Raw genomic sequence first — 26,393 nt, 5'->3', positions numbered from 1 at the left:
CGCCATGCGTTCCCGGGGGGGGGGAGTCGTGCGACGGGCCGGGCCTCCGCGCCGCAGCGCGCCGCGCGCCGCGCCGGCTGGGGCGCTCACCCGCACCGGATCCTTGAATCGGCCTCCGGGGACAACGCACCGGATCTTGATTACAAGGTTCTTCGGACGCGAGCGGCCGTTCAATGCCGTCGGGTTCAGAAGTAGGTCAGGTTCCACAAGGCCCGGTCCGGCGCCTCGGACGACGGCCAAGAAAAGGTCAAATGCCGGTAAAAGGGCTCCATCGGGTCCCTACCGGACGCTGCGCGAGCCACAGCACGGTGTCATGCGGCCGAGCGTTGTCATGCGGCCGACCAGCACCCTTGTCGCTCCGCACCCTTCCCCGGCCCACGACGGGCCTTCGAGCGGGCCTCTAGAAAGGCAATGGAGCGTCAAAGGATCAATACGTGCATCCACTGCCGTGGTAAGGGGCCGGTCCCTCCGTGGCCGCGCCGGAAAGGACTTGATTCGATGTCCATCTCGAACACCTACGGGACGAGCCGCGCGCGATGAGCCGACGAGTGGTCATCACGGGCATCGGTGTGCGGACGCCGGGCGGGATCGGCCAGAAGGAGTTCTGGGGCCTGCTCACCGCAGGACGCACCGCCACCAGGAAGATCTCGTTCTTCGACGCCTCAGGCTTCCGCTCCCAGGTCGCCGGCGAAGCCGACTTCGACCCCCGAGCAGAAGGCCTCACCCCACGCGAGATCCGCCGCATGGACCGCTCCACCCAGTTCGCCGTCGCCAGCACCCGCGAAGCCGTCACCGACAGCGGACTCGAATTCAGCGGCATCGACCCCCACCGCATCGGCGTCACCCTCGGCAGCGCCGTCGCCGCCGCCACCAGCCTCGAAAACGAATACCTCGTCATGTCGGACCGCGGCCGCCAATGGACCGTCGACCCCGACTACCTCTCCCCCCACATGTTCGACTACCTCACCCCCGGAGCCATACCCGCCGAAGTCGCCTGGGCAGCCGGCGCCGAAGGCCCCGTCACCATGGTCTCCGACGGCTGCACCTCGGGCCTCGACGCCGTCGGCTACGCCACACAGCTCATCCGCGAAGGCACCGCCGACATCATGATCACCGGCGCCTCCGACACCCCCATCTCCCCCATCGTCCTCGCCTGCTTCGACGCCATCAAAGCAACCACCTCACGCAACGACGACCCCGCCCACGCCTCCCGCCCCTTCGACGCCACCCGCAACGGCTTCGTCCTCGCCGAAGGCAGCGCCATGTTCGTCCTCGAGGAATACGAAACGGCCAAGGCACGCGGCGCCGACATCTACGCCGAAATCACCGGCTACGCCACCCGCTGCAACGCCTACCACATGACCGGCCTCAAAAAAGACGGCCGCGAAATGGCAGAAGCCATCCGCGCGGCACTCAACGAATCACGCATCGACCCCACCCAGGTCGACTACATCAACGCCCACGGCTCCGGCACCAAACAAAACGACCGCCACGAAACCGCCGCCTTCAAACGAGCCCTCGGCAACCACGCCTACGACATCCCCGTCAGCAGCATCAAATCCATGATCGGCCACTCCCTCGGCGCCATCGGCTCCATCGAAATCGCCGCCAGCGCCCTCGCCATCAAACACAACATCGTCCCCCCCACCGCGAACCTCACCACCCCCGACCCCGAATGCGACCTCGACTACGTCCCCAACACCGCCCGAGGACACAAAACCAACACCGTCCTCACCGTCGGCAGCGGATTCGGCGGATTCCAGAGCGCAATGATCCTCCGCGCCCCCGAAGGAGCGAAGGCATGACCAGGACCGTCATCACCGGGCTCGCCGTCACGGCGCCCAACGGAATGGGTGTGGAGGCCTATTGGAAGGCACTGCTCGACGGCAGCACCGGCATCGCCCCGGTCACCGGTTTCGACACCACCGGCTACCCGGCCACCCTGGCCGGCCAGATAGCCGGCTTCGACCCCGCCGAGCACCTCCCGGGCCGGCTGCTCCCGCAGACCGACCGCTCGACGCAGCTCGCGCTCGTCGCCGCCGACTGGGCGCTGACCGACGCCGGCGTCCCCGACGACACCGTCCGGGACTACGACATCGGCGTGGTGACCTCGAACGCGCTGGGCGGCTTCACCTTCACCCACCACGAGTTCGCCAACCTGTGGACCAAGGGTTCGAAGTTCGTCAGCGTCTACGAGTCCTTCGCCTGGTTCTACGCGGTCAACACCGGCCAGGTCTCCATCCGCCACGAGCTGCGGGGCCCCAGTGCCGCCCTGGTCGGCGAGCAGGCGGGCGGTCTCGACGCGCTCGGCCACGCCCGGCGCACCGTCCTGCGCGGCACCCCCGTCGTCGTGGCCGGCGGGGTGGACTCCGCCTTCGACCCGTGGGGCTACGTCTCCCAGCTGGCCGGCGGCCTGGTCACCCGGGAGAGCGACCCGGCCCGTGCCTACCAGCCCTTCGGCACCGAGGCCTCCGGGTACGTCCCCGGCGAGGGCGGCGCGATGCTCGTCGTCGAGGACGCGGACGGCGCCGCGCGCCGCGGCGTACGCCCGTACGGCGAGATCGCCGCGCACGCGTCGACCTTCGACCCGGCTCCCGGGTCGGACCGTCCGCCGACGCTCGGCCGGGCCGTCGAGGCGGCGCTCGCCGAGGCCGGGCTGGAGCCCGGGGACATCGACGTGGTCTTCGCCGACGGTGCCGGCGTCCCCGAGCTGGACGCCGCCGAGGCCGGGGCGATCCGCTCGGTGTTCGGGCCGGGCGGTGTGCCGGTGACCGTCCCCAAGGCGCTCACCGGGCGCCTCTACGGCGGCGGCGGCCCGCTGGACGTCGCCACGGCACTGCTGGCCATCCGCGACGGGGTGATCCCGTCGACCCCCACGGTCAGCGGGGTGCCCGCCGAGTACGGCATCGACCTGGTGCGCACCGGGCCCCGGGAGGCCCGGATCCGGCACGCGCTGGTCCTCGCCCGCGGCCGGCACGGCTTCAACTCCGCGGTGGTGGTGAGCGGCCCGGACGCCTCGTAGTCGCGGATCCGCGGACTCCCGGAGCCACAGAGCGTTAACGGCGTTAACGGTGATGCACCGTTAACGCCGTTAACGCTTGGCCGGGTTGGCGGGGCGCCGCTCAGCGGGCGGCGGACGCCACCAGGTCGGCGGTCGCGCCGGGCCGGGCGAACCGGCGGTTGTGGTAGACGAGCGGCTCGGCCCCGCTCACCTCGGCGGACTCCATGCGGCCCACGAGGATGCTGTGGTCGCCGCCGTCCAGCACGTCGTGCAGGGCGCACACGATCCGGGCCGTGGCATCGGTCAGGCCGGGCAGACCGTGTTCGAGCGGTTCCATCGGGGTGCCGGCGAACTTGTCCAGGCCCGTGTGCCCCGAGCGGGCGAAGGCCCCGGCCACATCGGCCTGGTCCGCGGCCAGGACGTTCACGAGGAACCTCCGGCTGCGGACGAAGCCCTCGTGGCAGGACGCCTTCTTCGCCAGGCAGACCAGCACGAGCGGCGGGTCGAGGGACAGGGAGGTGAAGGAGCCTGCCGTGAAGCCCAGGCGCCGGCCGGCCGCGTCCACGGTGGTCACGACGGTGACCGGGGTGGGCACGTGTGCCATGGTCCGGGCGAATTCGGCGGGGTCGATGGTGGGCAAGGGTCCTCCTGGCTCAGGTTCGTACGGGCGCGGCGGACACCGCCCGCCTCATCGGGCGGCCTCCGCGGGCGAGCCCTCGCGGGCCTCGGCGCTGCGCCGCTCCAGGGACTTGCGCAGGGAGGCGACGACGGTGAGCACGTCCGCGTCGGACAGGCCGGGGTGCAGGGGCAGGCACAGGGTCCGGTCGGAGGCCCAGTCGGAGCCGGCCAGCTCGGGCGCCGGCCCGTCGAGCGGGGCGTAGGCGGGGACCTTGTGGAGGGGGGCGTAGCGGAAGGTGGTGTAGATGTCGTCCTCGAGCAGGTCGCCGGCGACCTGGTCGCGGATGCCGGGCTCCATCTGCACCCAGTAGAAGTAGTACGTGGACTCGTGCCCTTCGGGCAGCGCCCCGGGGGTCAGCAGGCCGTCGAGGGAGGCGAGCTCCCGGTCGTAGAGTTCGACGATCTCCTTGCGGCGGGCGACCATCTCGGGGAGCCGGCGCAGCTGTACGGAGCCTATGGCGGCGGTCATGTCGTTGCCGATGACGCGGCGGCCGGGCTCGGGGATGTCCAGCTCCCACCAGCGGGCGGAGACCTTGGCGTACCCGAAGCCGCTGGACTGGGCGAGACCGTGGTAGGCGAGGCGGCGGACGCGGGCGGCCTGCTCGGGGTCCTTGACGTAGATCATGCCGCCGTCGCCGGTGACGAGGACCTTCATGGCGTCGAAGCTCCACATGGCGACGTCGCCGAAGGTGCCGACGGCCCGGCCGTCGACGCGGGAGGCGACGGAGCAGGCGGCGTCCTCGATCAGGGTGATGCCGAGCTCGCGGCAGCGTGCGGCGATGCGGACGATGTCGCCCGGGTAGCCGCCGTAGTGGAGGACGACGACGGCCTTGGTCCGCTCGGTGAGGGAGGCCTCGATGTCCTCCAGGGTGACGTTGAGCGTGCGCGGGTCCACGTCGCAGAAGACCGGCCGGCCGCCGTGGGCCAGGATGGCGTTGGCCGCGGCGAGGAAGCTCAGGGAGGGCAGGACGACCTCGTCGCCCTCCTGGAGGTCGAGGGCCTCGGCGGCGAGGAACAGGCCCGAGGTGGCCGAGTTGATGAAGACGACGTGTTCCGGGGCGACACCGAGGTGTTCGGCGAAGGCCGCCTCGAAGGCCTTCGTCCTGGGGCCGTGTCCGAGCCAGCGGTCCTGGAAGACCTCGGAGACCGCTTCGAGCTCCTCGGCGCCGACCTGGGGCTGGAAAAGATTGATCATGGTGCTGCCTCTCACGTCGAGTGTCACTGAGAGCTTGCGGACACCTGCTCGACGTTCGATCAAGTTCCGGTGGCACCGCGCTGTGCGCGGCGGGCCCCCCACATGCGGAAAGTGCCCTCCGGCCGGACCGGACGTACCTCTGCGCGAGGTTCGTCCTGTCCGGGCCCGGAGGGCACTTCCAGGTGGCCGGCGGGTCGGCCGGAGGCGGTGTGCCGCCTCAGCGGACCTGGGTCTTCGAGAGCGCGACCGGCTTGGCGGGGTCCGGGTAGCAGGGGAGCGTGCCGACCTCGAAGGTGGTCGGGTCCTCGGCGGTCCAGCGGAAGCCGGGGTCGGCGGCGCTGGTGCCGGCGATCGAGGTGGTGACCTCGCCCGGGGTCGACGGGGCGCGCAGGGCGACCTTCAGGGTGGGCACGTCGGCGTCCTCGCCGGCCTTGAAGGGTCCGGTCGCCTTGACGATGGCGCGGCCCGGCTCGAATTCGACGGTCTGCTTGGAGTTTCCGAGGTTGGAACCGCCGACCAGCGAGTAGCCGAGCACCTTGGCGCCGGCCGGGAGGTTGTAGACGAACTTGACGTCCCAGACCTTGGTGTTGAACTCGGTGCGCGGGTTGATCGGCGCCGGGTCGAAGGAGACGGTGAAGACCGAGTTGCGGCCCACGTTGGCCGGCGCGGTGACCGTGTAGTCACGCGCGTAGTTCAGGACGTAGGTCTGGCCCTGGTATTCGACCGGGCAAAGCAGCGGGACATTGCTGGTGGTCGTGGCAGTCGTGGCCGCAACGGCGCTGCCGGAGAATGCGACCGCCGTGGAGGCGACGACCGCGGCGACGGCCAGGGAGCGCTTGAGGGCACGCGAGGTACGCAACGAAAAATCTCCTTGTGGGTGGGGTGGTGCGGCAAAGCACCGTCAGTTTCAGCCAGCTCCCTCAAAGCCGACTCGAATTCCGATCCACCTTTTTCGGCCAGTGGACGGCCCCCACCGGAAGTCCTTGACGTCAACTGCGGTTGAGGTTGCAGAATCCACTTATTGTCCGGATTCCAAGAACAGGGGAATGATTCGTGCTGACCGTGGAGATCTGGTCCGATGTGGTGTGTCCGTGGTGCTACCTCGGGAAGCGGCGCTGGGAGGCCGCCCTGGCTCGGTTCGAGCACGCGGATCAGGTCAGGACCGTGTGGCGCTCGTTCGAACTGCGCAAGCACCAGCCGACGGTTCCGGGTGACCCGCTGGAGGTGATGATGCGCCGTGACGGCCACTCACAGGAGGAGCTGGACCAGATCTTCGGCTGGATCGCCGGCCTGGGCGAGCAGGAGGGCATCCGGCTGCGGCCGGCCGAGTACCGGCCGGTGAACTCCTTCGACGCCCACCGACTGATGCACGCCGCGGCGGAACACGGCCTGGTGGACGCGATGAAGGAGCGGATCCTGCTCGCCTACCACTCGGACCTGCGGAACATAGCCGACCACGGGGTGCTGCGGGAGCTCGCCGCGGACGCGGGCCTGCCGGCGGAGACCGTGGAGCGGGTTCTCGGCGGTGACGCCTTCACGGCCGAGGTGCGCGAGGACGAGGAGCGGGCGTCCCGGATCGGGGTGACCTCCGTGCCGTCGTTCGTCGTGGACGGGCGCGAGGTGGTGCACGGCGGAGTGGAGTCGGACGCCATGCTGGCCGTGCTGGAGCAGGAGTGGCAGCGCGCCACCGCCGCCGCGGGCAGCCGCTGACGGCGACCGCCCGCAGGGGGCGCGGCGTACGTGCGCGGGCGGCGGACCTCCGGGGTCCGCCGCCCGCGCGGCCGTGCGTCAGCCCGGGAGGATGACGAGCTTGCCGCGCACGTGCCGGGTCTCGACCTCGCGGTGCGCGTCGGCGGCCTGCTCCAGCGAGTAGGTCCGGGCGATCTCGATGCGCAGCCCGCCCTGCTCGTACAGGTCGGTCAGGGCCCGCAGCCGGTCGGTGGAGCGCTGGCTGAAGAGCGGGAGGACGCCCAGCTCCTCGATCCGGTCGAAGCCGACCAGGGTGCCGATCCGCTCCCGGTCCTCCAGCAGTTCGACGGAGACGTCGAGCGCCTCGCCGCCCGCGCCGTCGAGGATGACTGTGACGCCCTGCGGGGCGAGTGCGCGTACCCGGTCGGCGAGGCCCTCGCCGTAGGCGACGGGTTCGGCCCCCAGCTCGCGCAGGTAGTCGTGGTTGCGGGGGCTGGCCGTTCCGATGACCTTCGCCCCGTAGGCACGGGCGAGCTGCACCGCGACGGTGCCGACGCCGCCGGCCGCCGCGTGGATCAGCAGGGTGTCCCCGGGGCCGACCTTCAGCTTCTCCAGGGCGGTGTGGGCGGTCTGCCCGGAGGCCGAGAACACGCCGGCGACGTCCCACGGCATGTCCGCGGGCTTGGCCACGATCTGGTCCACGGGTACGACGAGGTACTCGGCGTGGCAGGCGAGCAGGGCCCAGCCGAGGACCTCGCTGCCGACCTCGAAGCCCTCGGCGCCCTCGCCGACCTGGTCGACCACGCCGGCGAACTCGTTGCCGATCTTCTGCGGGAACGCCAGGGTCTGGCCGGGCGGGGCCCAGCCGCCGCGCACCGAGCAGTCCGACGCCTGGATGCCGGCCGCCTCGACCTTCACCCGGACCTGGCCGGGTCCGGCCACGGGGGTCTCGACCTCCAGCAGTTCGACGACTTCCGGTCCGCCGAAGGAGTTGATCGCCGCTGCCTTCATGGGTGTGCCTTTCGTTCGTGGGGCTGCTGCCCCGTCTTTCGTTTCGAGCTCGGTTGCGATGGGTGCCACCGCCCTCAGGGGCGGGCCGGGGCCGCCGGCTCGGTACGGCCCCGTGCTGCCTGCTCCTCCAGGACGCGCACCACGTCCGCCGGGGTCGGCATCCGTGACATCTCCTGGCGCAGCACCTCCGCGCGCTCGCGGTACGAGGGCGTGGCGAGGATGTCCTGTACGGCGTCGGTGATGTTCTCCGCGGTGTCGTCCCCGGGGCGGATCATCTTGGAGGCGCCGAACTCCGTCAGGCGCTCGGTGTAGTCGACGACGTAGGGCAGGTACGGGATGAGGACCTGCGGCACGCCGTGCGCCATGCTGCCCAGGACGGTGTTGCCGCCCGCGTGGTTGACGACGACGTCGCAGGTCGGCGCGAGCACGTCCAGCGGCAGCCAGCCGGCCCGCACGTTGTCGGGCAGGGGGCCCAGCTTGGCGGCCATGTCGTCGGGCGCGCCGACGAGGAGTTCGACGTCCAGGCCCTGCACCTTCTTCACGAGGGCGGCGAGGACGTCGAGGTAGTAGTCGGGGGTGATGCGGCTGCCCGCCGTCACCAGTACCCGGGGCCGGTCGCCCTTGGTGTACATCCACGGTTCCACCGGCTTCGGGGTGGTGTAGGGGATGTAGCGCATGGGCTGGGCCGGGGGCGCGTCCCACACCCGCAGGCTGGGCGGGCAGGTGTCGACGAAGAGGTCGAAGCGCGGCATGTCGTAGAGGCCGAGGCGCTCCAGGGAGAACCCGAGCTCCGCCGCGGCGGCCAGGTCGATGGTGCGGGGCTCGCCCATGTCGACGGCGTGCTTGACGTAGGGCACTCCGGCGTAGGCGGCGATGAGGGGTGCGGCGAAGGCGAGGGCCCCGCCGACGACGATGTCGGGCCGCCAGCGGTCGACCAGGGGGACGAGGCCCTCCAGGCAATTGGCCGCGTACCGGCCGAAGCACCTGCCGTTGAAAAGGAATCGCTCGTGGAGGTCGGTCGGAATGGGAATGCGCTTGCCGTCGTCGTCCAGCAGCGTGTCCATCATCGAGGTCTTGGTGACCGGTACGGCGGGAATTCCGGCGCGGGTGACGATCGGCATGATGTCTTCGGGTCCTGCCATGAAGACTTCATGACCGGCGTTCCGGGCGGCCTGGGCGAGCGGGATGATCGAGAAGATGACTCCGGAGGTCCCTCCGGCTACGAAAAGGATTCTCATATGTCAGATCGTTGGCAGCGGATGTGGAGTCCGGCTCAAGTGCCGTTCGAGAACGGCCTCAGGCGGCCGGGCCGCCGGACGGCGCCGTCCGCTGCGGCTGCGGCGCGGCGACCGGCTGCGCCTGCCGCGCCGCTCCGGGCTTCAGGAACAGCAGGACGAGCAGCACCAGGGCGCACAGGGCTCCGGCGGCGACGAAGCCGACGGTGATGGAGGTGGCTCCGACCAGGGGGCCGACCACCACCGGCGCCGCGAACTGCCCGGCGAAGTTGGCGGTGCCGGAGAGCGCCATGGCCCGGCCGCGCATCGCGGCGGGCGCGGTCTCGCCGATCCACATGGCCAGGGCCGGTACGGAGATGCCGCTGCCGGCGCCGAAGAGGACGGCCGCCAGGGCGAGGGGTACGGCGTGGCTCATCGAGGCGCCCACGACGAAGGCCAGGCCCCACAGGACGAGCGCGCAGCGCAGCAGGGCCACGTAGCCCATGGCGGCGCGCAGCCGCCCGTAGAAGAAGCCGGAGCCGCTGCCCGCCAGCGAGAGGCTCGCCGTGATCGCCGCGATGACGACCGGGTCCTCCACGCCGATCTGGTCGAACCGCTGCGGCAGGAAGACGATCAGGACGTAGAGCAGGAAGGAGGAGATCAGGGAGAGGGCGTACATGCCCAGCAGCCGGGGGGTGGTCCGGAGCAGGGACATGGTGCCGCCGCCGCCCTTGGCGGGGCCGGCCGCGGGGACGCGGGGCATGGCGAACAGCATCGCGAGGCCGACGGGGATGCCGACGAGGTAGATGGCGAACGGGCCGTGCCAGGACCAGACCGCGAGCACGCCCGCGATCAGCGGCCAGACCACGCCCCCGAGCCCGATCGCGGTGGAGCGCCAGCCCGCGATCCGGTCGCGCTCCGGGCCCTCGAAGAGCGCCATCAGCGCCACCGTCGTGCCGGTGAACACCGCGGCGGCGCCGATGCCGAACACGAAGCGGCTGGCGATCAGCATCGCGTACGAGTCGGCGAACAGGCCGGCTCCGCCCGCGATCCCGTAGAGCACCAGCCCGGCGATCATCGGGGTGCGCAGGCCCCAGCGGTCGATCGCCCAGCCGACGAAGGGGCTGGTGATCGCCAGTGAGAGGCCGTGGGCGGTGAGGATCAGGCCGGCGGCGGTGCCGCTGACGCCCAGGTCGGTGCGGATGGTGGCCACGACGGGGGCGAGCACGGTGCCGGCCATCACGGTGAGGGTGGACGCGAGGAGGAGCGCGGAGAGCGTCATGTTGCGACGGCCCGCGCTGGGGAACGGCGTGGACGTGGTGGTGTCCAAGGCGGGACCTCCGGAGTTCAGGGGGTTCGGAGCAGTGCCTCCATGCTTCAGGCTGAAGCGCACTTGAGGTCAAGGCCGCCCCCCGCGAGCGCCGCCGTGCGTACGGCCACGAGCCGACGGCCCAAATCTCGATCGTGAACAGCGGCGGTCGAGGACCGCTCGAACCCCGCTCGGGCTGGAGGGGTTTTCAAGCTCAGTGAAAGATCCACCCCAACTACCCTCGCCGGATTGACAATTCGTCGTCAACTCGGGTTGCGTGCAGGCCGGACATGAGTTCCGATATCGACATTCGGGCCGAGACAGGCCATGACTGCGAGGGGGATTTCGTGACGGAACAGCGGGTCGCGCTGATTACCGGTTCTTCGTCGGGAATCGGTGCGGCAATCGCCGAACGCCTTTCCGCCGAGGGATTCCGTATCGTCGTCAACTCGGCGCGTTCCGCGGAGCAGGGCGAGGCGTTCGCCCGTTCCCTCCCGGACGCCGTCTACGTACGGGCCGACATCTCCGACGAGGGCGAGGCCCGGCAGCTGGTCGACGCGGCCGTGGAGCGCTACGGGCGCCTCGACGTCCTGGTCAACAGCGCCGGTACGACCAAGGTCGTCCCGCACGCCGACATCGCGGCCGTGACCCCCGAACTGTGGCGCACCATCCTCGGCGTCAACGTCATCGGCACCTGGCAGGTGAGCGCGGCGGCCGCCCCCTACCTGGCGAAGGGGGCGGAGAACGGCGCGGGCCCCGGGAACATCGTCAACATCTCCTCCGTCGCCGGCAGCCGGCCCGTCGGCAGCTCGATCCCCTACGCCGTGAGCAAGGCCGCCCTCGACCACATGACGCGGCTGCTGGCCGCCGCGCTCGGCCCCGGCATCCGGGTCAACTCCGTGGCCCCGGCGCTCACCGAGACCCCCTGGACCCAGGACAGCCCCTTCTTCCAGCAGATCGCCGAGAAGGTGCGGCAGAGCACCCCGCTGCGCCGGGTCGGCACCAGCGCCGAGGTGGCCGAGGCCGTCCTGGCCGTCCTGCGCATCGAGCACATGACCGGTGCGGTCATCCCCGTCGACGGCGGAGCCCGACTCATCTGAAAGGCAGTGCATGAAGCTCGCAGTCAACCTCCTCGCGCGTGAGGCCGTCCCCCTGGCCGAGGCCGCGGAGGAGCTGGGGTACGACCTGGCACTTGCTCCGGAGGGCTACCGCAACGACGCCGTGAGCGTGCTCGGCCTGGTGGCCGGCCGCACCCGGCGGATCGGCCTGGGCTCGGCGGTCATGCAGATCCCCGCCCGCCCGCCGGCCGCGGCGGCGCTGACCGCCGCCACCCTCGACGCCCTGTCCGGGGGCCGGTTCCGGCTCGGACTCGGGCTGTCCAACCCCGACGTCTCCGAAGGCTGGTACGGCGTGCCGTTCGACCGGCCGCTCGGCCGGACCCGGGAGTACGTCGAGATCGTCCGCGCCGCGCTGCGCGGCGGCCCGGTGACCTATCGGGGCGAGCACTTCACGCTGCCGCTCGCGGACCGCGCGGCGGCGCCGCTCCACCTCTACGCCGAGGGGTACCGGGCCGACCTGCCCGTCTACCTGGGCGCGGTGGGCCCCCGCAACCTGCGCCTGGCCGGCGAGATCGCGGACGGCTGGATCGGCGTCTTCACCTCCCCCGACGGGGTGCGCGAGGCCGTGGCCGAGATCGCGCGCGGCCGCGCCGCGCGCGGGCTGTCGCTCGACGGCTTCGAGGTGATCCCGTCCCTGCCCACCGCCGTCGCCGACACGGTGGAGGAGGCGGCCGACCAGCTCCGCGGCCAGTACCGCTACCTGATGGGCATCGGCGACCCGGAGACCAACTTCTACTGCCGGCTCGCCCGGGGCTTCGGCTTCGACGAGGGCGTGGAGCGGATGCACGAGCGGCTGGCCGCCGGCGACCAGGCCGGTGCCGCGGCCGCCGTACCCACCGAGTTCATCGCCATGACCGCCCTCGTCGGCGACGAGGACCGCATCGCCGGGCGCATGAAGGACTACGCGGAGGCGGGCGTGACCACCCTCAGCATCATGGTGTCCGCCGCCGCCACCACCCTCGAAGGCCGGCTGCGGATCCTGGAGACGTGTGCGAAGGCGGCCGCACGGTGACGTCGAGCCCCTCCACCGCCTCCCCGCGCCTGGACGAGATCGCGGACGGCGTGTTCGCGTACGTCCAGCCCGACGGGGGCTGGTGCCTGAACAACGCCGGGTACATCACCTCGGACGACCGGCCCGTGCTGATCGACACCGCCGCCACGCACGACCGCGCCCTGGCCCTGAAGCGGGCCGTCGCCGCGGTCGGCCCGGCGCCCCGGTTCGTCGTCAACACGCACTCGCACGGTGACCACACCTTCGGCAACTCCCTGTTCACCGACCGGGCCGTGGTGGTCGCCCACGAGACCACGGGCGTCGAGATGGAGACCGTGGGCCTGCACCTGACGACGCTCTGGCCCGAGGTGTGCTGGGGCGACCTGTCGGTGGAGCTCCCCGGGCTGACCTTCCGCGACGGGCTGCGCCTGCACACCGGCACGGCACAGGTGGACCTGATCGCGCTCGGCCCCGCCCACACGGCCGTGGACACGGTCGTGTGGCTGCCCGAGCAGCGCGTGCTGTTCGCCGGCGACCTGCTGATGTCGGGGGCGACCCCGTTCTGCCTGATGGGGTCGATCTCCGGCTCCCTCGAAGCGGTCGCGGCGATGCGGGCCCTCGGGCCGCGGACCATCGTCGCCGGACACGGCCCGGTCGCCGGGCCGGAACTGCTCGACACCGCCGAACGCTACTTCCGCTGGCTCCAGGACACGGCCCGCGACACCGCCGCCGCCGGGCTGTCCCCGCTGGAGGCCGCGCGCGAGACCGACCTCGGCGAATGGGCTGAGCTGCTCGACTCCGAGCGGCTGGTGCCCAACCTCCACCGGGCCTACGCGGAGCTCCGCGGGGCGGAGCCCGGAGCCCGCCTGGACATCGGGGAGATGTTCTCCGACATGGTCGCCTTCCACGGCCGGGTCCCGGTCTGCCACGCCTGAGCGGCGCCCCGTACGACACCCCCTTCCCCACCCCCCTCGCGGGCACGCCCGCCCGCAGACGCAGCCATCACGAAAGACGGAGGAACGAGACATGGTCTCGCAGTCACAGGACCGCCGCACCGCACTGGTGACCGGAGCGACGAGCGGAATCGGCCTGGCCGTGGCCGCCCACCTGGCCCGGGGAGGCGCCCGCGTCTTCCTCTGCGCCCGCGACGCCGACCGGCTGGCCGACACGGTCAAGCAGCTCCAGGACGAGGGCCTCGACGTGGACGGCACCACGTGTGACGTGACCGACCGCGAGGACGTCAAGCGGTTCGTCGCGGCGGCCGTCGAGCGCTTCGGCACCGTCGACATCCTGGTCAACAACGCCGGCCGCAACGGCGGCGGCGACGTCTCCGAGATGACCGACGAGCTCTGGTACGACGTCATCAACACCAACCTGAACAGCGTCTTCCTGGTGACCCGCGAGGTGCTGTCCGCCGGCGGCATGCGCGACAAGAGCTGGGGCCGCATCATCAACATCGCCTCCACCGCCGGTAAGCAGGGCGCGGTGACCGCCGCCCCGTACTCCGCGTCCAAGCACGGCGTGGTCGGCTTCACCAAGGCGCTGGGCCTGGACCTGGCCAAGACCGGCATCACCGCCAACGCCGTCTGCCCCGGCTTCGTCGAGACGCCCATGGCCGAGCGGGTCCGCAAGCACTACGCGCAGATCTGGGACGTCACGGAGGAAGAGGCCCACAACCGGGTCACCACCCGTGTGCCGATCGGCCGCTACGTGGAGGTCGAGGAGGTCGCCGCGATGGTCGGCTACCTGGCCGACGACGCGGCCGGCTCGGTCACCGCGCAGGCGCTCAACGTCTGCGGTGGCCTGGGCAACTACTGATCCGCCGCCGGAACGCGCAAGACGAAGGAGAGCCAGCGATGAGCAGGCGAGTAGTGATAACCGGCATCGGTGTGCGGACGCCGGGCGGGATCGGCCAGAAGGAGTTCTGGGGCCTGCTCACCGCAGGACGCACCGCCACCAGGAAGATCTCGTTCTTCGACGCCTCAGGCTTCCGCTCCCAGGTCGCCGGCGAAGCCGACTTCGACCCCCGAGCAGAAGGCCTCACCCCACGCGAGATCCGCCGCATGGACCGCTCCACCCAGTTCGCCGTCGCCAGCACCCGCGAAGCCGTCACCGACAGCGGACTCGAATTCAGCGGCATCGACCCCCACCGCATCGGCGTCACCCTCGGCAGCGCCGTCGCCGCCGCCACCAGCCTCGAAAACGAATACCTCGTCATGTCGGACCGCGGCCGCCAATGGACCGTCGACCCCGACTACCTCTCCCCCCACATGTTCGACTACCTCACCCCCGGAGCCATACCCGCCGAAGTCGCCTGGGCAGCCGGCGCCGAAGGCCCCGTCACCATGGTCTCCGACGGCTGCACCTCGGGCCTCGACGCCGTCGGCTACGCCACACAGCTCATCCGCGAAGGCACCGCCGACATCATGATCACCGGCGCCTCCGACACCCCCATCTCCCCCATCGTCCTCGCCTGCTTCGACGCCATCAAAGCAACCACCTCACGCAACGACGACCCCGCCCACGCCTCCCGCCCCTTCGACGCCACCCGCAACGGCTTCGTCCTCGCCGAAGGCAGCGCCATGTTCGTCCTCGAGGAATACGAAACGGCCAAGGCACGCGGCGCCGACATCTACGCCGAAATCACCGGCTACGCCACCCGCTGCAACGCCTACCACATGACCGGCCTCAAAAAAGACGGCCGCGAAATGGCAGAAGCCATCCGCGCGGCACTCAACGAATCACGCATCGACCCCACCCAGGTCGACTACATCAACGCCCACGGCTCCGGCACCAAACAAAACGACCGCCACGAAACCGCCGCCTTCAAACGAGCCCTCGGCAACCACGCCTACGACATCCCCGTCAGCAGCATCAAATCCATGATCGGCCACTCCCTCGGCGCCATCGGCTCCATCGAGATCGCCGCGAGCGCCCTCGCCATCAAGCACAACATCGTGCCCCCCACCGCGAACCTCACCACCCCCGACCCCGAATGCGACCTCGACTACGTCCCCAACACCGCCCGAGGACACAAAACCAACACCGTCCTCACCGTCGGCAGCGGATTCGGCGGATTCCAAAGCGCAATGATCCTCCGCGCCCCCGAAGGAGCCAGCCGATGACGCGCACGGTGATCACCGGCCTGGGGGTCGCCGCCCCCAACGGCCTGGGGCACGAGAACCACTGGAAGTCCGTCCTGGCCGGCAGCACGGGGATCGCCCCGGTCACCGGTTTCGACGCCTCCGGCTACCCGGCCGCGCTGGCGGGCCAGATCGACGACTTCGTGGACGCCGAGCACATCCCGAGCCGGCTGCTCCCGCAGACCGACCGCTCCACCCGGCTCGGCCTCGCGGCCGCCGACTGGGCGTTCGACGACGCGGGCGTCGAGATCGGCGACCTGACCGACTACCAGATGGGCGTGGTCACCTCCAACGCCCTCGGCGGTTTCGACTTCACCCACCGCGAGTTCCGCAACCTCTGGAACCAGGGCCCGGCGTACGTCTCGGTCTACGAGTCCTTCGCCTGGTTCTACGCGGTCAACACCGGCCAGATCTCCATCCGCCACAAGATGCGCGGCCCCAGCGCCGCGCTCGTCGGCGAGCAGGCCGCGGGCCTCGACGCGCTCGGCCACGCCCGGCGCACCGTCCGGGGCGGCACGCCGCTGGTCGTCGCGGGCGGCGTCGACTCCGCCTTCGACCCGTGGGGGTACGTCTCCCAGCTGGCCGGCGGCCTGGTCACCCGGGAGGGCGACCCCGCGCGCGGCTACCTGCCCTTCGACGCGGCGGCCTCCGGGTACGTCCCCGGCGAGGGCGGCGCGATGCTCGTCGTCGAGGACGCGGACAACGCCCGGGCCCGCGGCGCACGGCAGATCTACGGCGAACTGACCGGCTACGCGGCCGGCTTCGACCCGGCCCCCGGCTCGGACCGCGGCCCGGCGCTGGGCCGGACGGCCCGGTCGGCCATCGCGGACGCCGGGCTCACCCCGGCCGACATCGACGTCGTGTTCGCCGACGGGGCGGGCGTACCGCACCTGGACGCCGCCGAGGCCGAGGCCATCACCGCGCTGTTCGGCGCGCGCGGGGTCCCGGTCACCGTGCCCAAGGCGCTCACCGGGCGCCTCTACGGCGGCGGCGGCCCGCTGGACGTCGCCACGGCACTGCTGGCCATCCGCGACGGGGTGGTCCCGCCCACGCACGGCCTGTCCGGGCCGCCGGAGGCGTACGGCATCGACCTGGTCCGCGACGAGGCCCGGGAACTGCCCCTGCGCCACGCGCTGGTCCTCGCCCGCGGCCGGCACGGCTTCAACTCCGCCGTCGTCCTGACGGCCTTCGACAGCTGAGCACCTCCGCTCCCCCTCTCTGACGCCAGGAGACCCGATCATGACCACGACCACGGCCGGCCACACCGCCGTATCGACCGACCTCTACCTGCGGGTGCAGCACTTCTACGCGCACCAGATGCAGCACCTGGACTCCGGCAGGTTCGAGGAGTACGCCGCCACCTTCACCGAGGACGGCGAGTTCCAGCACTCTCCGGGCGCCGAGCCGGCCCGTACCCGGCCGGGCATCGTCCGCGAGCTCGTCGAGTTCCACAAGCGGTTCGACAACGACCCGGTGCAGCGCCGCCACTGGTTCAACCACGTCGCGCTGGAGCTCCAGGAGGACGGCACGGTCTCCTCGACCGCCTACGCCCTCGTGGTGAACGTCCGCCCCGGCGGCAAGCCCGACATCGCCCCCAGCTGCGTCGTCCACGACACCATCGTCGACGGCCCGGAGGGCATCCGGCTGAAGTCCCGCCGCATCACCCACGACCAGCACTTCTGAGAAGGCCGCTGAAACGCCATGCGCCTCCTGTTCATGTCCTCGCTCGCCCTGACCCTGCACGAGACGGCGATGGGCGTCGACCTCGCCGACCAGCTCGTGCCGGCCGGGGTGAAGAGCCACTTCGTGATCGACGCCGGCAATGAGGACCAGCTCCGGGCCACCCGGCACTCGTACACCACCGTCACCTCGGCGCTGGGTGCGGGCGTCCGCGAGACGGTACGGGAGGTGGTGCGCGGGTTCCGGCCCGACGCGATCGTGCTGTGCGACTACACCGCCCACTGGATGACGCACCTCATCAGCTACGACACCGACCCGTGGTTCGTGACGGAGTTCGGCGTGCCGGTCATCCCCATCGACCTGTACGACCTGACCTCCACCACCCGCGAGGTGGAGATCCTCGGCCGCACCATGGAGGTCAGCGACCGGATCCTCGGCATGCCGGCCCACCTGTGGCCGGTGCCGGGGACCCGTCCGCACGCCGACCCGGACGGGCCGGGCCTGCCCTACCGGGCGGACCCCACGGTCGTCCCCCTGTCGGAGCGGAGCCGGCGGGCGGTGCGGGAGTCGCTGGGCGTCGGCGAGGAGCAGCGGCTGCTCGCGGTCCCGGCGCTGCCGTGGCAGCACCTGATGCAGACCCGGGCGGGGCCGGGTACCCGGGCGCTGGCCGCGCGGGTGCCCGGTCTGGTCGCCGGCTACCTGGAGCGCCTGCCGCAGAGCACGGTGTTCCTCTTCGTCGGGCCCCGCTTCGAGGGGTTCGAGCGGCTGCCGGCCGACCGGGTCCGGCTCGCGCCGGCCTACACGGCCCGCGGGTACACGGATCTGATCGGTGCCTCGGACGGGGTGCTGTCGCTGTGGATGCCGTCGTTCGCGCTGGAGCGGGCGATCCTGGCCGACGTGCCGGGGATGTTCCTCACCAACGGCCACGACGTGCCGGACGGGGACTCCTCCGCCCTGGACGGGGCGGTCGGCGGGCTGTCCCCCGCCGTCCGCGACTGGCTGGCGGAGTTCCCCGGCCCGGTGCCCTCCTTCCACATGTGGCCGCTGCGCTGGAACCGGGTCGTGGCACCCCTCCTGCGGGACAACCCCTTCACGGAGACCGCCCTGCGGGCCGAGCTGTTCGACGAGCGCGAGGTCGTCGCCGGGGTCGAGTCACTGCTGTACGACCGCGACGTGCGGGACCGGCTCGGCGCGGGCAGGGCCCGCTTCCGGGCCGCCGCGGACCGTCTCCCCGCCACGGCCGACGTCTTCATGACGGCGGCCCGGCGGGTGGGGCTGTCCGACTGAGACCCATTGGAGTAATGCCATGAACAACGCAGCAGCGGCCACGCTGGCCGCCGCGGCCCGCGACGTCGCCCCGCTGGCGGCCGCCCACGCGGCGGCCGCCGACACGGAGCGGCGGCTGCACCCGGCCGTGGCCGAGGCCATCGCCGAGGCCGGCTTCGCCCGTCATTTCGCCCCGGTCGGCTTCGGCCCCGCCGGGACCTTCGCCGAACTGCTCGACGCCGCCGCCGTCCTGGGGGAGGCCTGTGCCTCCGCGGCCTGGGTCGCCTCCGTCACCGCGGCGGCCGGCCGGCTGACCGGCTACCTCCCGCCGGACGGCCGGGAGGAGGTCTGGGCCAAGGGGCCGCAGACCGTGGTGGCGGCGGGCCTGATCCCCGCCGGGACCGCGCGCCAGGTGCCGGGCGGCTGGGAGCTGACGGGCAGCTGGCCGTACGTCAGCGGCTCGGACATCGCGCAGTGGGTGATCGTCGCCGCCCGTACGGAGGCCGGGATACGGCTGTGCGCGGTCCCCCGTACCGAACTCGTCGTCGACGACACGTGGTTCACCCTCGGCATGCGCGGTACCGGGAGCAACACGGTGGTCCTGGACGGCGTCCGCGTCCCGGACGAGCGTTCCGTGCCGCTGGACACCGTCGTGGCGGGCGCGGCCGGGCCGGACGCGGCGGCCTGTTTCCACGTGCCGCTCAAGGCCGGCAACGGCCTGACCCTGGCGGCGCCGCTGCTGGGCACGGCCCGGGGTGCCGTGCGCCGCTGGACGGAGCTGGCCGGCGGACGGCTCGCGGCCCCGGCCGCGGGTGTGTCCGGCGCCACCGACCAGGGGACGTACGAGCAGCTCCTGGCGCGGTCCGACGGCGAGGTCGACGCCGCCGGGATGCTGCTGGCCCGGGTGGCGCGGGTGGCCGACGGCGGTGCGGTGACCGCCGCGGGGACGGCGCGCAACACCCGGGACTGCGCGCTGGCCGCCGACATGCTGGCGACCGCGGTGGACCGGCTGCTGCGCAGCGCGGGCACCCGTGCGCACGCCGAGGGCGAGGAGCTCCAGCGCCGCTGGCGGGACGTCACCTGCGGGGCCGGCCACAACGCCCTGCAGTTCGGTCCGGCGGCCCACCTGCACGCCGCCGAGGCCCTGACGGCGGCCGCCGGCGGGGCCCGCTGAGGGCCCGGCTCCACCCCTTCCCCCACTCCGCCCCGCGGACGGCAGCAGCCGTCCGCGGGGCGGAGTCCTTCCCGCCGCGTTTTCTTGATCCTTTCTTCCGGTCCGGTGTTGACCTCAACTCGGCTTGAGGTCCTACGTTCTTCAGCAAGGCCTCGACGGGCCGGCTGAACAGCACTTTTCCTGAGGAGCGTTGACCATGAAGGCTGCGGCATTCCACGCGTTCGGCGGACCCGAGGTCCTGGAACTCCTCGACGTGCCCACCCCCGTGGCGGGTCCCGGCGAGGTCCGGATCCGGGTCAAGGCGGCGGGTACCCAGCCGACCGACTGCGCGGTGCGCACGGGATGGAACCCGCCCGGTGTCACGATCACGTTCCCGCACATCACGGGCGGCGACTTCGCGGGCGTCGTGGACCGGCTCGGCGAGGGCGTCACGGGCTTCTCGGTCGGCGACGAGGTGCTCGGCTACCGGCTCCAGGGCACGTACGCCGAATACCTGACCGTGCCGGCGGAGCAGCTCGTCGCCAAGCCGGCCGGTGTTCCGTGGGAGGTCGCCGGGTCCCTTTCCGCCTCCGGGCAGACGGCGCACACCGTCCTGGAGGACCTGAAGGTGTCCGCGGGCGAGACCGTGCTGATCAACGGCGCCTCGGGCGGTGTTGGCACCATCGCGGTGCAGCTGGCCGTGCTGCGCGGCGCCAAGGTCATCGCCACCGGCCGGGAGGACAACCACGCGTACCTGCGCGAGCTCGGCGCGGTACCGGTGACGTACGGCGAGGGCCTCGCCGACCGGGTCCGGGCCCTCGCGCCGGAGGGCGTCGACGCCGCCCTCGACACGGCCAGCGCCGAAGGCCTGCGGGTCGCGGCGGAGCTGGTGGAGGACAAGGACCGGGTCGGCACCATCTTCGCCTACGGGGTCCACGAGGAGCTCGGCGTCCGCTGGCTCAACAGCCGCCGCAACGCCCAGCGGCTGGCCGAGCTCGCCGCCCTGGTGGACAGCGGGAAGCTGCGCGTCCACGTCCGCCGGACCCTCCCGCTGGCCCAGGCCGCCGAGGCGCACCGCGAGCTGGAGACAGGCCACGGCCGCGGCAAGATCGTCCTGCTCACCGACTGAGCCGCCACACCCCGCGCGACCCCTCGTCATCCCCGCAAACAGAAAGAGGTACCCGTGTCCGGCAACCCGCTCAAGGTCGGTGTCCTGGTCGGCAGCGTCCGCACCGGCCGCTTCGCAGACAAGGTCTCCCGCTGGTTCACCGCCGAGGCCGCCCGGCGCGACGACATGGAGATCCACGTCATCGACCTGTCCGAGCCGGCGCTCGTCGAGGAGCTGAAGCTCAGCCTCGACCCGCTCGGCACCCCCTCCGAGGCCCCCACCCTGGCGGCCCGGATCGACGGCCTCGACGCGTACGTCGTGATCACCCCGGAGTACAACCACGGCTACCCGGCCTCGCTGAAGCTGGCCATCGACTACGTCTACAACGAGTGGCGCGCCAAGCCGGTGGGCTTCGTCTCGTACGGCGGCGTCGCGGGCGGCCTGCGCTCCGTCGAGCAGCTGCGGCAGGTCTTCGCCGAGCTGCACGCCGTGACGGTGCGCGACACCGTCAGCTTCCACAACCCCTGGGAGCGCTTCGACGACGAGGGCCGGCTCCTCGACGACGACGGCGGCAGCTCGAAGGCCGCCGCCGTCCTCCTCGACCAGCTCGCCTGGTGGGGCGTCACCCTGCGCGAGGGCCGCGCGAAGCGCCCGTACGGGGCCTGAGACCGCGTACGGAGACGGCCGGGGCCGCCCCCGTCCTCCGGCCGTCTCCGTGCGCTCCCCGGTCAGGCCGCCCAGCCGCCGTACATCCGGCCGCCCAGGTTCCCGGCGATCTCCTCGGGCGGGGCGCCGCGCAGCGAGTCCGCGATCTCCATGACGTAGCTCCCGTACCGGGACTTCCCGAGGAGCTTCCCGAGCCGGTAGCACTGGTCCACGTCGATGAAGCCCATGCGCAGCGCGACCTCTTCCAGGCAGGCGATGCGCAGGCCCTGGCGGTGCTCCAGGGTCTGGATGTACTGGCCGGCGTCGAGGAGGGAGTCGTGCGTCCCGGTGTCCAGCCAGGTGAAGCCGCGGCCGAGGTCCACCAGGTTGGCCTTGCCCCGGGCCAGGTAGTGCAGGTTGACGTCGGTGATCTCCAGTTCGCCCCGCGGGGAGGGGCGCAGCCCCTTGGCGATGGAGACGACGTCGTTGTCGTAGAAGTACAGGCCGGTGATGGCCCGGTTGGAGCGGGGCTTCGCCGGCTTCTCCTCGATGGAGATCAGGCGTCCGTGCTCGTCCGCCTCGCCGACCCCGTACCGCTCGGGGTCGCGTACCGGGTAGCCGAAGAGCAGCGCTCCGTCGGTGTGCGGCATGTGCTCCTGGAGCAGCAGCGAGAAGCCGGGCCCGTGGAAGATGTTGTCACCGAGGACGAGGGCGACGGAGTCGTCGCCGATGTGGTCCTCGCCGATGGTGAAGGCCTCGGCGAGCCCGCGGGGCGCCTGCTGTTCGGCGTACGAGAGCTTGACGCCGAGGTTGCTGCCGTCGCCCAGCACGTCGCGGAACTGGGGCAGGTCCCGGGGCGAGGAGATGATGAGGATGTCGCGGATCCCGGCCAGCATCAGGACCGACAACGGGTAGTAGATCATCGGCTTGTCGTAGACGGGCAGCAGCTGCTTGGACACCCCCAGGGTGATGGGGTAGAGCCGGGTACCGCTGCCTCCGGCCAGGATGATTCCCTTCACTGAATGGTCACCTCGCGTTGTCGTCGGGCCTAGCCCGTCACTTGCCTGTGCCCTTCAAGGCTGCGCGGTGATCATCGAGGCTGGGTCGAGAGGTGCCGGGAGGATTGTCGAGGGGCCCGGGGGCGGTTCTTGAGCGTATCTCCGGCGTCCGGGAACGGAAAAGGCGGCCGCCCCGCCGGATTGCTCCGGCGGGGCGGCCGCGTTCGGTCGGCGCTGTCCGTCGACTACTCGCCGAGCAGGTAGCGGATGTGCTTGACCAGCTCGCCGATGTCGTCGCGCAGCAGGCTGTAGTGGTCGGCGTCGAGGTCGATGACCGTCGGCGGCTCGGCCGAGTAGCCGCTGCTGTTCTCCAGGAACGAGTAGTCGTCGCCCACGGCCTTGAAGATGCTGATGGGCGCCTGGAGGGTGCGCTCGGCCAGCTCGTGGAAGGAGTACTCGAACTCGTAGGTCTGGCCCACGACCGAGATGATCCGGCGGGCGAGGTCGATGTCGATGCCCTTGAGCTCGCTGATGAACTCGGCGAAGGACGTCTCGTCCGTCACGGTCTCCAGGCACCGGTCGAGGTCCGGGCCGGAGATGGTGCCGGTGAACACCGAGAAGAGGATCGTGGTGTAGCCGCGGTTGGCGAAGGAGGCCTCGCGGCCCCACACCTTGCCGTTCTCGGCGCGCACCTTCGGCGAGCCCGGGGCGATCAGGAAGAGGTTGTCCACCTTCTCGCCGGCCTGCTCCAGCTGGTACGCGGTCTCGAAGGCCACGCGGGCGCCGAAGGAGTAGCCCCACAGGGTGTAGGGGCCGGTCGGCTGGAGCTCCTTGAGGGCCTCGATGTCCTTCTTGGCCATCTCGGTGATGGTCTCGTACGGGGTCTCGCCCTCGTTGATGCCGTAGGACTGGACGCCGTAGAACGAGCGGCCGAGGTTGATCTCGCCGGCCAGGCTGCGCAGGTTCATCGGGTAGCCGCCCAGACCCGGCCAGCAGATCACGGGCCGGGCCTTGCCGGTCTCCGCGTGCAGGCGGACGAAGCGCGAGGACTCCTGGGCGACCTCGCGCTCCAGGCGGCGGGCCAGCTTCTCGATGGTCGGGGACTCCAGGACGCTCTGCAGCGGCAGGGAGACGCCCAGGCGCGAGTTGAGCTCGCGGACCAGGCCGACGGCGATGAGCGAGTTGCCGCCCGACTCGAAGAAGTCGTCCTGGACGGAGGCGTTCTCGCGGCGCAGGGCCTTCTCCCAGACGCCGGCGATCTCCTTCTCGGTCTCCGTGCGCGGGGCGACGAAGGGGCGCTCCACGAGCTCGGCGTTGACCTGGTCGGAGACGGCGAGCGCCTTGACGTCGATCTTGCCGTTGGCGGACAGCGGCAGCCGGTCGAAGACCACGACCCGGTTGGGGATCATGTAGTCCGGCAGGAAGCTGACGAGGTCGTCGCGGATGAGCTCGGCCGGACCGCGCATGTGGACGGAGTCCTCGCGCATGCCCTCGTGGCCGGCCTGCTCCTCGCTGATGCGGCCGCCGACGAAGAAGTACATCGGGCCGCCTTCGACGCCGTTCGCGGCGAGGACGGCGTCCATGCGGCGCGAGGCGGGCAGCGGGTTGCCGGTCTTGGAGCTGTAGCCGGAGGACATGAAGCCCAGGTTCAGCCCGTTCATCATCAGGTGCTGGAGCTTCTTGCCGAGGGTGATGTACTCCAGCCACCCCTCCTCGGCGCGGCTGTAGACGCTGATGCCGAAGCTGGCGGCCTGGTACACCGACTGGTTGATCGCGATGACGTGCTTCTTGAGGACGATGTCGTCCGAGAAGCGGGTCAGCTCGCCGTTCTCGTAGCGGTACTGGCCCTCGGGCAGACCGGCGATCTTGCCGCCGTGCGTCTGGACGTAGACCTCGGCGTGGTCCTCGCGCGGGCCCTCGTTCGGGACCAGCTCGAAGGTGCCCAGGTAGTAGTCCTCGTCGGCGACGTCGAGCAGCTCGCGGACGGCCGGCTCGTAGGCGCGGTCCTGCACGTCGAGGCCGTAGGCCGGCAGGATCTGCTCGAAGAGGCCGAGGATGTGGCCGGTCTCGATCTCCAGGACTTCCTGGATGTTGTTCTTGTAGACCGGCTCGATGCCGCTCTTCTTGCCGATGAAGTGGATCTGTGCGGTGGGCTTGCCGGTGGCGGCCCGCTCGCTGATCAGGACGAGCTGGTGGCGGACCGGCTGGTAGTAGTAGTAGCCGGGCTGGAGCCCGCCGACGCCCTCCAGCTCGAAGTACATCTGCGTCGCGTACAGCGCGCCCGGGGAGGCGTAGCCGTACTTCGGGAGCAGGCGCTCCTCGCTGATGTACTGGCCGAACCAGCGCAGGATCTGGCCCAGCTCGGAGGGGGCCAGGTCGGCCGCCTTGCGGGAGTAGGCCGCGGTGACCTTGGAGCCGAGCAGCTTCAGCAGGTCGTCCTGGGTGACCGCGCCGCCCTCGTAGAAGCGGTACGTCTTGCGGGCGAAGACCCTGGCGCGCTGCTCGGGGGTGGGCTCGGAGCCCTCCAGGTCGAAGGCCGGACGGCCGGCGAGCTCGGCGTCGTCGCGCAGGCCCGGGTTGGACAGCTGCGCCTTGACCTGGAGCTTGCTCTTCTTCGACGCGTGGTGGGAGCCGTGGTTGCCCTGGTCCATCAGGGCGGCTTCCTTCTCGCTCAGCTCGATGCAGGCGATCAGGTTCTGGAAGCCGGTGCGGCCGTCGTTCTTGACGATGACGGCGGCGTTGCGGACCCAGTCGTGGTTCTCGATGGCCAGGGATATCTCGTCCAGCTCGACGCGGTAGCCGCGCAGCTTGACCTGGTTGTCGGCGCGGCCGGCGAACTGGACGGTGCCGTCCGCGTTCCACTGGCCGAGGTCGCCCGTCTTGTAGAGGCGGACGGGCTCGGCGCCCTCCTCCAGCTCGATGTTCAGGAAGCGCTCGGCGGTCAGGTCGTCGCGGTGCAGGTAGCCGCGCGCCAGCTGGACGCCGCCGATGTAGAGCTCGCCGATCTCGCCGACGCCGACCGGCTTGAGGTCTTCCTTGCCGAGGATGTGGTACGTGGTGCCGTGGACCGGGGCGCCGATGGAGATGGACTGCGGGCCCTCGTCCAGCTCGGCGGGGTCGACCACGTAGGACGACGAGTTGATGGTGGTCTCGGTCGGTCCGTAGACGTTGATGAGCGCCCGGCCCGGCATCTCCTGCGTGGCCTGGATCGCCAGCAGGCGGGAGAGGGCCTCGCCACCGCTGAAGATCTGCTGGAGGGAGACGCACTCGGGGAACTTCTCGGTGTCGATCAGGCCCTGGAGCAGGGTCGGGACGCACTGGAGGGTGGTCACGCCGTGCTTGACGATGGTCTCGATGAGGCCCTCGGGGTCGGCGTAGACGCCGGGGGCGCCCATGACGACGGTGGCGCCGTTGGCCGGGGAGAGGATCTCCCACTGGGCGGCGTCGAAGCTCATCGGGGTCTTCTGCAGGATGACCTTGCTGCGGTCGATGCCGTAGGTCTCGCGCAGCCAGCCGAGCTGGTTGACGATGCTGCGGTGCTCGATCATCACACCCTTCGGCTTGCCCGTGCTGCCGGAGGTGTAGATGACGTACGCGAGGGTGTCCGGGCGGGCGCCGCCGTCGGCGGCGCGGGGCTCCTGGCCCTCGGGGCGGACGAACGCCTCGGACTCGCGCAGGGTCACGATGGTGACGTCCTGCGGGGCGAGCTCGCGCAGCCGGGACACCAGGCGCTGCTGCGCCAGGATGATCTTCGCCTCGCTGTTCTCGATCATGTAGCGGAGCCGGTCCTCGGGGTACTCCGGGGACAGCGGCAGGTAGGCGGCGCCGGCGCCGAGGATGCCCCACGCGCCGACCATCAGGTCGAGGGACGGCTCGACGAAGAGGCCGACGCAGTCGTCCGCCGAAACGCCGAGGTGCTCCAGGTAGTCGGACAGGCCCGAGCTTCTGGACGCCAGCTCGCGGAAGGTGAGCTTCTCGTCCCGGTAGGCGACGGCGATCGCCTCGGGGTGCTCGGCTACGCGCTCGGCGAGCAGGCCGGGCAAGGTGTTGGTGCCGCGCAGGGTGGGGTCGAGCACGCTGGTCTCCTGAAGAGTCATTTCCCGCTTCCTTAAGTTCCGTTGTGAAGCAGCGGGCGCCGTCGAACGCCCCCGCGAACCGAGGTCCGCGTAGCGGCGGGCCCGGTGTCGGCCGGGA

General features: G+C 71.3%; 22 protein-coding genes. 14 read left to right on the top strand and 8 right to left on the bottom strand.

What is annotated here, in order from left to right; genetic code table 11:
• Positions 1–536 precede the first annotated feature (536 nt).
• Together OG553_RS37855 and OG553_RS37850 are read left to right on the top strand one after the other, a co-directional pair.
• Positions 537–1,805, top strand: coding sequence for a beta-ketoacyl-[acyl-carrier-protein] synthase family protein (locus OG553_RS37855; RefSeq protein WP_331719213.1), 1,269 nt, complete (start codon positions 537–539; stop codon positions 1,803–1,805).
• Entirely contained in the window at positions 1,802–3,022 is a 1,221-nt protein-coding gene (locus OG553_RS37850; protein ID WP_331719212.1) for a ketosynthase chain-length factor, read from the top strand. Before OG553_RS37855 ends, OG553_RS37850 begins: the two co-directional genes overlap by 4 nt.
• Before the next feature lie 100 nt (positions 3,023–3,122).
• Here the strand turns inward: OG553_RS37850 and OG553_RS37845 are convergent, their stop codons facing one another.
• The 3 genes from OG553_RS37845 to OG553_RS37835 form a co-directional block, all read right to left on the bottom strand.
• Entirely contained in the window at positions 3,123–3,641 is a 519-nt protein-coding gene (locus OG553_RS37845) for a flavin reductase family protein (protein ID WP_331719211.1), read from the bottom strand.
• Between the two features lie 48 nt (positions 3,642–3,689).
• A complete protein-coding gene (locus OG553_RS37840; protein WP_331719210.1) occupies positions 3,690–4,874 on the bottom strand; it encodes a DegT/DnrJ/EryC1/StrS family aminotransferase in 1,185 nt (394 codons plus the stop codon).
• Positions 4,875–5,091: 217 nt separating this feature from the next.
• Positions 5,092–5,733 carry a hypothetical protein gene (locus tag OG553_RS37835; RefSeq protein ID WP_331719209.1) on the bottom strand — a complete coding sequence of 214 codons (642 nt, stop codon included), beginning with the start codon at positions 5,731–5,733 and terminating at the stop codon, positions 5,092–5,094.
• Between the two features lie 194 nt (positions 5,734–5,927).
• On the opposite strand from OG553_RS37835, the gene OG553_RS37830 reads away from it, so the two are divergent.
• Positions 5,928–6,584, top strand: coding sequence for a DsbA family oxidoreductase (locus OG553_RS37830; RefSeq protein ID WP_331719208.1), 657 nt, complete (start codon positions 5,928–5,930; stop codon positions 6,582–6,584).
• A 78-nt stretch (positions 6,585–6,662) separates the two neighbouring features.
• Here OG553_RS37830 and OG553_RS37825 read toward each other — a convergent pair whose 3' ends face one another.
• The 3 genes from OG553_RS37825 to OG553_RS37815 form a co-directional block, all read right to left on the bottom strand.
• Positions 6,663–7,574 carry an NADP-dependent oxidoreductase gene (locus OG553_RS37825; protein WP_331719207.1) on the bottom strand — a complete coding sequence of 304 codons (912 nt, stop codon included), beginning with the start codon at positions 7,572–7,574 and terminating at the stop codon, positions 6,663–6,665.
• Between the two features lie 74 nt (positions 7,575–7,648).
• The gene (locus OG553_RS37820) at positions 7,649–8,812 is read right to left on the bottom strand and encodes a glycosyltransferase (RefSeq protein WP_331719206.1); all 1,164 of its coding nucleotides are present in this window, start codon (positions 8,810–8,812) and stop codon (positions 7,649–7,651) included.
• A gap of 58 nt (positions 8,813–8,870) precedes the next feature.
• Positions 8,871–10,118, bottom strand: a complete 1,248-nt coding sequence (locus OG553_RS37815; protein ID WP_331719205.1) for an MFS transporter — start codon at positions 10,116–10,118, stop codon at positions 8,871–8,873.
• Positions 10,119–10,444: 326 nt separating this feature from the next.
• On the opposite strand from OG553_RS37815, the gene OG553_RS37810 reads away from it, so the two are divergent.
• The 11 genes from OG553_RS37810 to OG553_RS37760 all read left to right on the top strand — a co-directional run bounded on the left by OG553_RS37810 (position 10,445) and on the right by OG553_RS37760 (position 21,222).
• Positions 10,445–11,197, top strand: coding sequence for an SDR family NAD(P)-dependent oxidoreductase (locus OG553_RS37810; protein WP_405983268.1), 753 nt, complete (start codon positions 10,445–10,447; stop codon positions 11,195–11,197).
• A 10-nt stretch (positions 11,198–11,207) separates the two neighbouring features.
• Complete coding sequence (locus OG553_RS37805) at positions 11,208–12,227, top strand: LLM class flavin-dependent oxidoreductase (protein ID WP_331719203.1); 1,020 nt, start codon at positions 11,208–11,210, stop codon at positions 12,225–12,227.
• On the top strand, positions 12,224–13,141 hold the full coding sequence (locus tag OG553_RS37800) for an MBL fold metallo-hydrolase (RefSeq protein ID WP_331719202.1): 918 nt from the start codon (positions 12,224–12,226) through the stop codon (positions 13,139–13,141). Before OG553_RS37805 ends, OG553_RS37800 begins: the two co-directional genes overlap by 4 nt.
• A gap of 91 nt (positions 13,142–13,232) precedes the next feature.
• Positions 13,233–14,024, top strand: a complete 792-nt coding sequence (gene fabG, locus OG553_RS37795) for a 3-oxoacyl-ACP reductase FabG (protein WP_331719201.1) — start codon at positions 13,233–13,235, stop codon at positions 14,022–14,024.
• Between the two features lie 38 nt (positions 14,025–14,062).
• The gene (locus OG553_RS37790; protein WP_331719200.1) at positions 14,063–15,331 is read left to right on the top strand and encodes a beta-ketoacyl-[acyl-carrier-protein] synthase family protein; all 1,269 of its coding nucleotides are present in this window, start codon (positions 14,063–14,065) and stop codon (positions 15,329–15,331) included.
• A complete protein-coding gene (locus OG553_RS37785; RefSeq protein ID WP_331719199.1) occupies positions 15,328–16,548 on the top strand; it encodes a ketosynthase chain-length factor in 1,221 nt (406 codons plus the stop codon). The genes OG553_RS37790 and OG553_RS37785 overlap by 4 nt, the downstream gene beginning before the upstream one ends.
• 40 nt (positions 16,549–16,588) lie before the next feature.
• Positions 16,589–17,032: a nuclear transport factor 2 family protein gene (locus tag OG553_RS37780; RefSeq protein WP_331719198.1), complete on the top strand. Its 444-nt coding sequence runs from the start codon at positions 16,589–16,591 to the stop codon at positions 17,030–17,032.
• Positions 17,033–17,050: 18 nt separating this feature from the next.
• On the top strand, positions 17,051–18,316 hold the full coding sequence (locus OG553_RS37775; protein WP_331719197.1) for a DUF6365 family protein: 1,266 nt from the start codon (positions 17,051–17,053) through the stop codon (positions 18,314–18,316).
• A gap of 19 nt (positions 18,317–18,335) precedes the next feature.
• Complete coding sequence (locus OG553_RS37770) at positions 18,336–19,469, top strand: hydrolase (protein WP_331719196.1); 1,134 nt, start codon at positions 18,336–18,338, stop codon at positions 19,467–19,469.
• Positions 19,470–19,665: 196 nt separating this feature from the next.
• Positions 19,666–20,577, top strand: a complete 912-nt coding sequence (locus OG553_RS37765) for an NADP-dependent oxidoreductase (protein ID WP_331719195.1) — start codon at positions 19,666–19,668, stop codon at positions 20,575–20,577.
• A 54-nt stretch (positions 20,578–20,631) separates the two neighbouring features.
• A complete protein-coding gene (locus OG553_RS37760; protein ID WP_331719194.1) occupies positions 20,632–21,222 on the top strand; it encodes an NAD(P)H-dependent oxidoreductase in 591 nt (196 codons plus the stop codon).
• Positions 21,223–21,284: 62 nt separating this feature from the next.
• Here OG553_RS37760 and rfbA read toward each other — a convergent pair whose 3' ends face one another.
• Positions 21,285–22,220, bottom strand: coding sequence for a glucose-1-phosphate thymidylyltransferase RfbA (rfbA, locus tag OG553_RS37755; RefSeq protein ID WP_331719193.1), 936 nt, complete (start codon positions 22,218–22,220; stop codon positions 21,285–21,287).
• A gap of 224 nt (positions 22,221–22,444) precedes the next feature.
• Positions 22,445–26,296 (bottom strand): amino acid adenylation domain-containing protein, encoded by a 3,852-nt coding sequence (locus tag OG553_RS37750; RefSeq protein WP_331719192.1) that lies wholly within the window; start codon positions 26,294–26,296, stop codon positions 22,445–22,447.
• Positions 26,297–26,393: the final 97 nt, after the last annotated feature.

This window comes from Streptomyces sp. NBC_00158, from assembly GCF_045160885.1.
Classification (GTDB): domain Bacteria; phylum Actinomycetota; class Actinomycetes; order Streptomycetales; family Streptomycetaceae; genus Streptomyces.
Note: the sequence above shows the minus strand (reverse complement) of the source record. Positions and strands in the feature narration are given on the sequence as shown.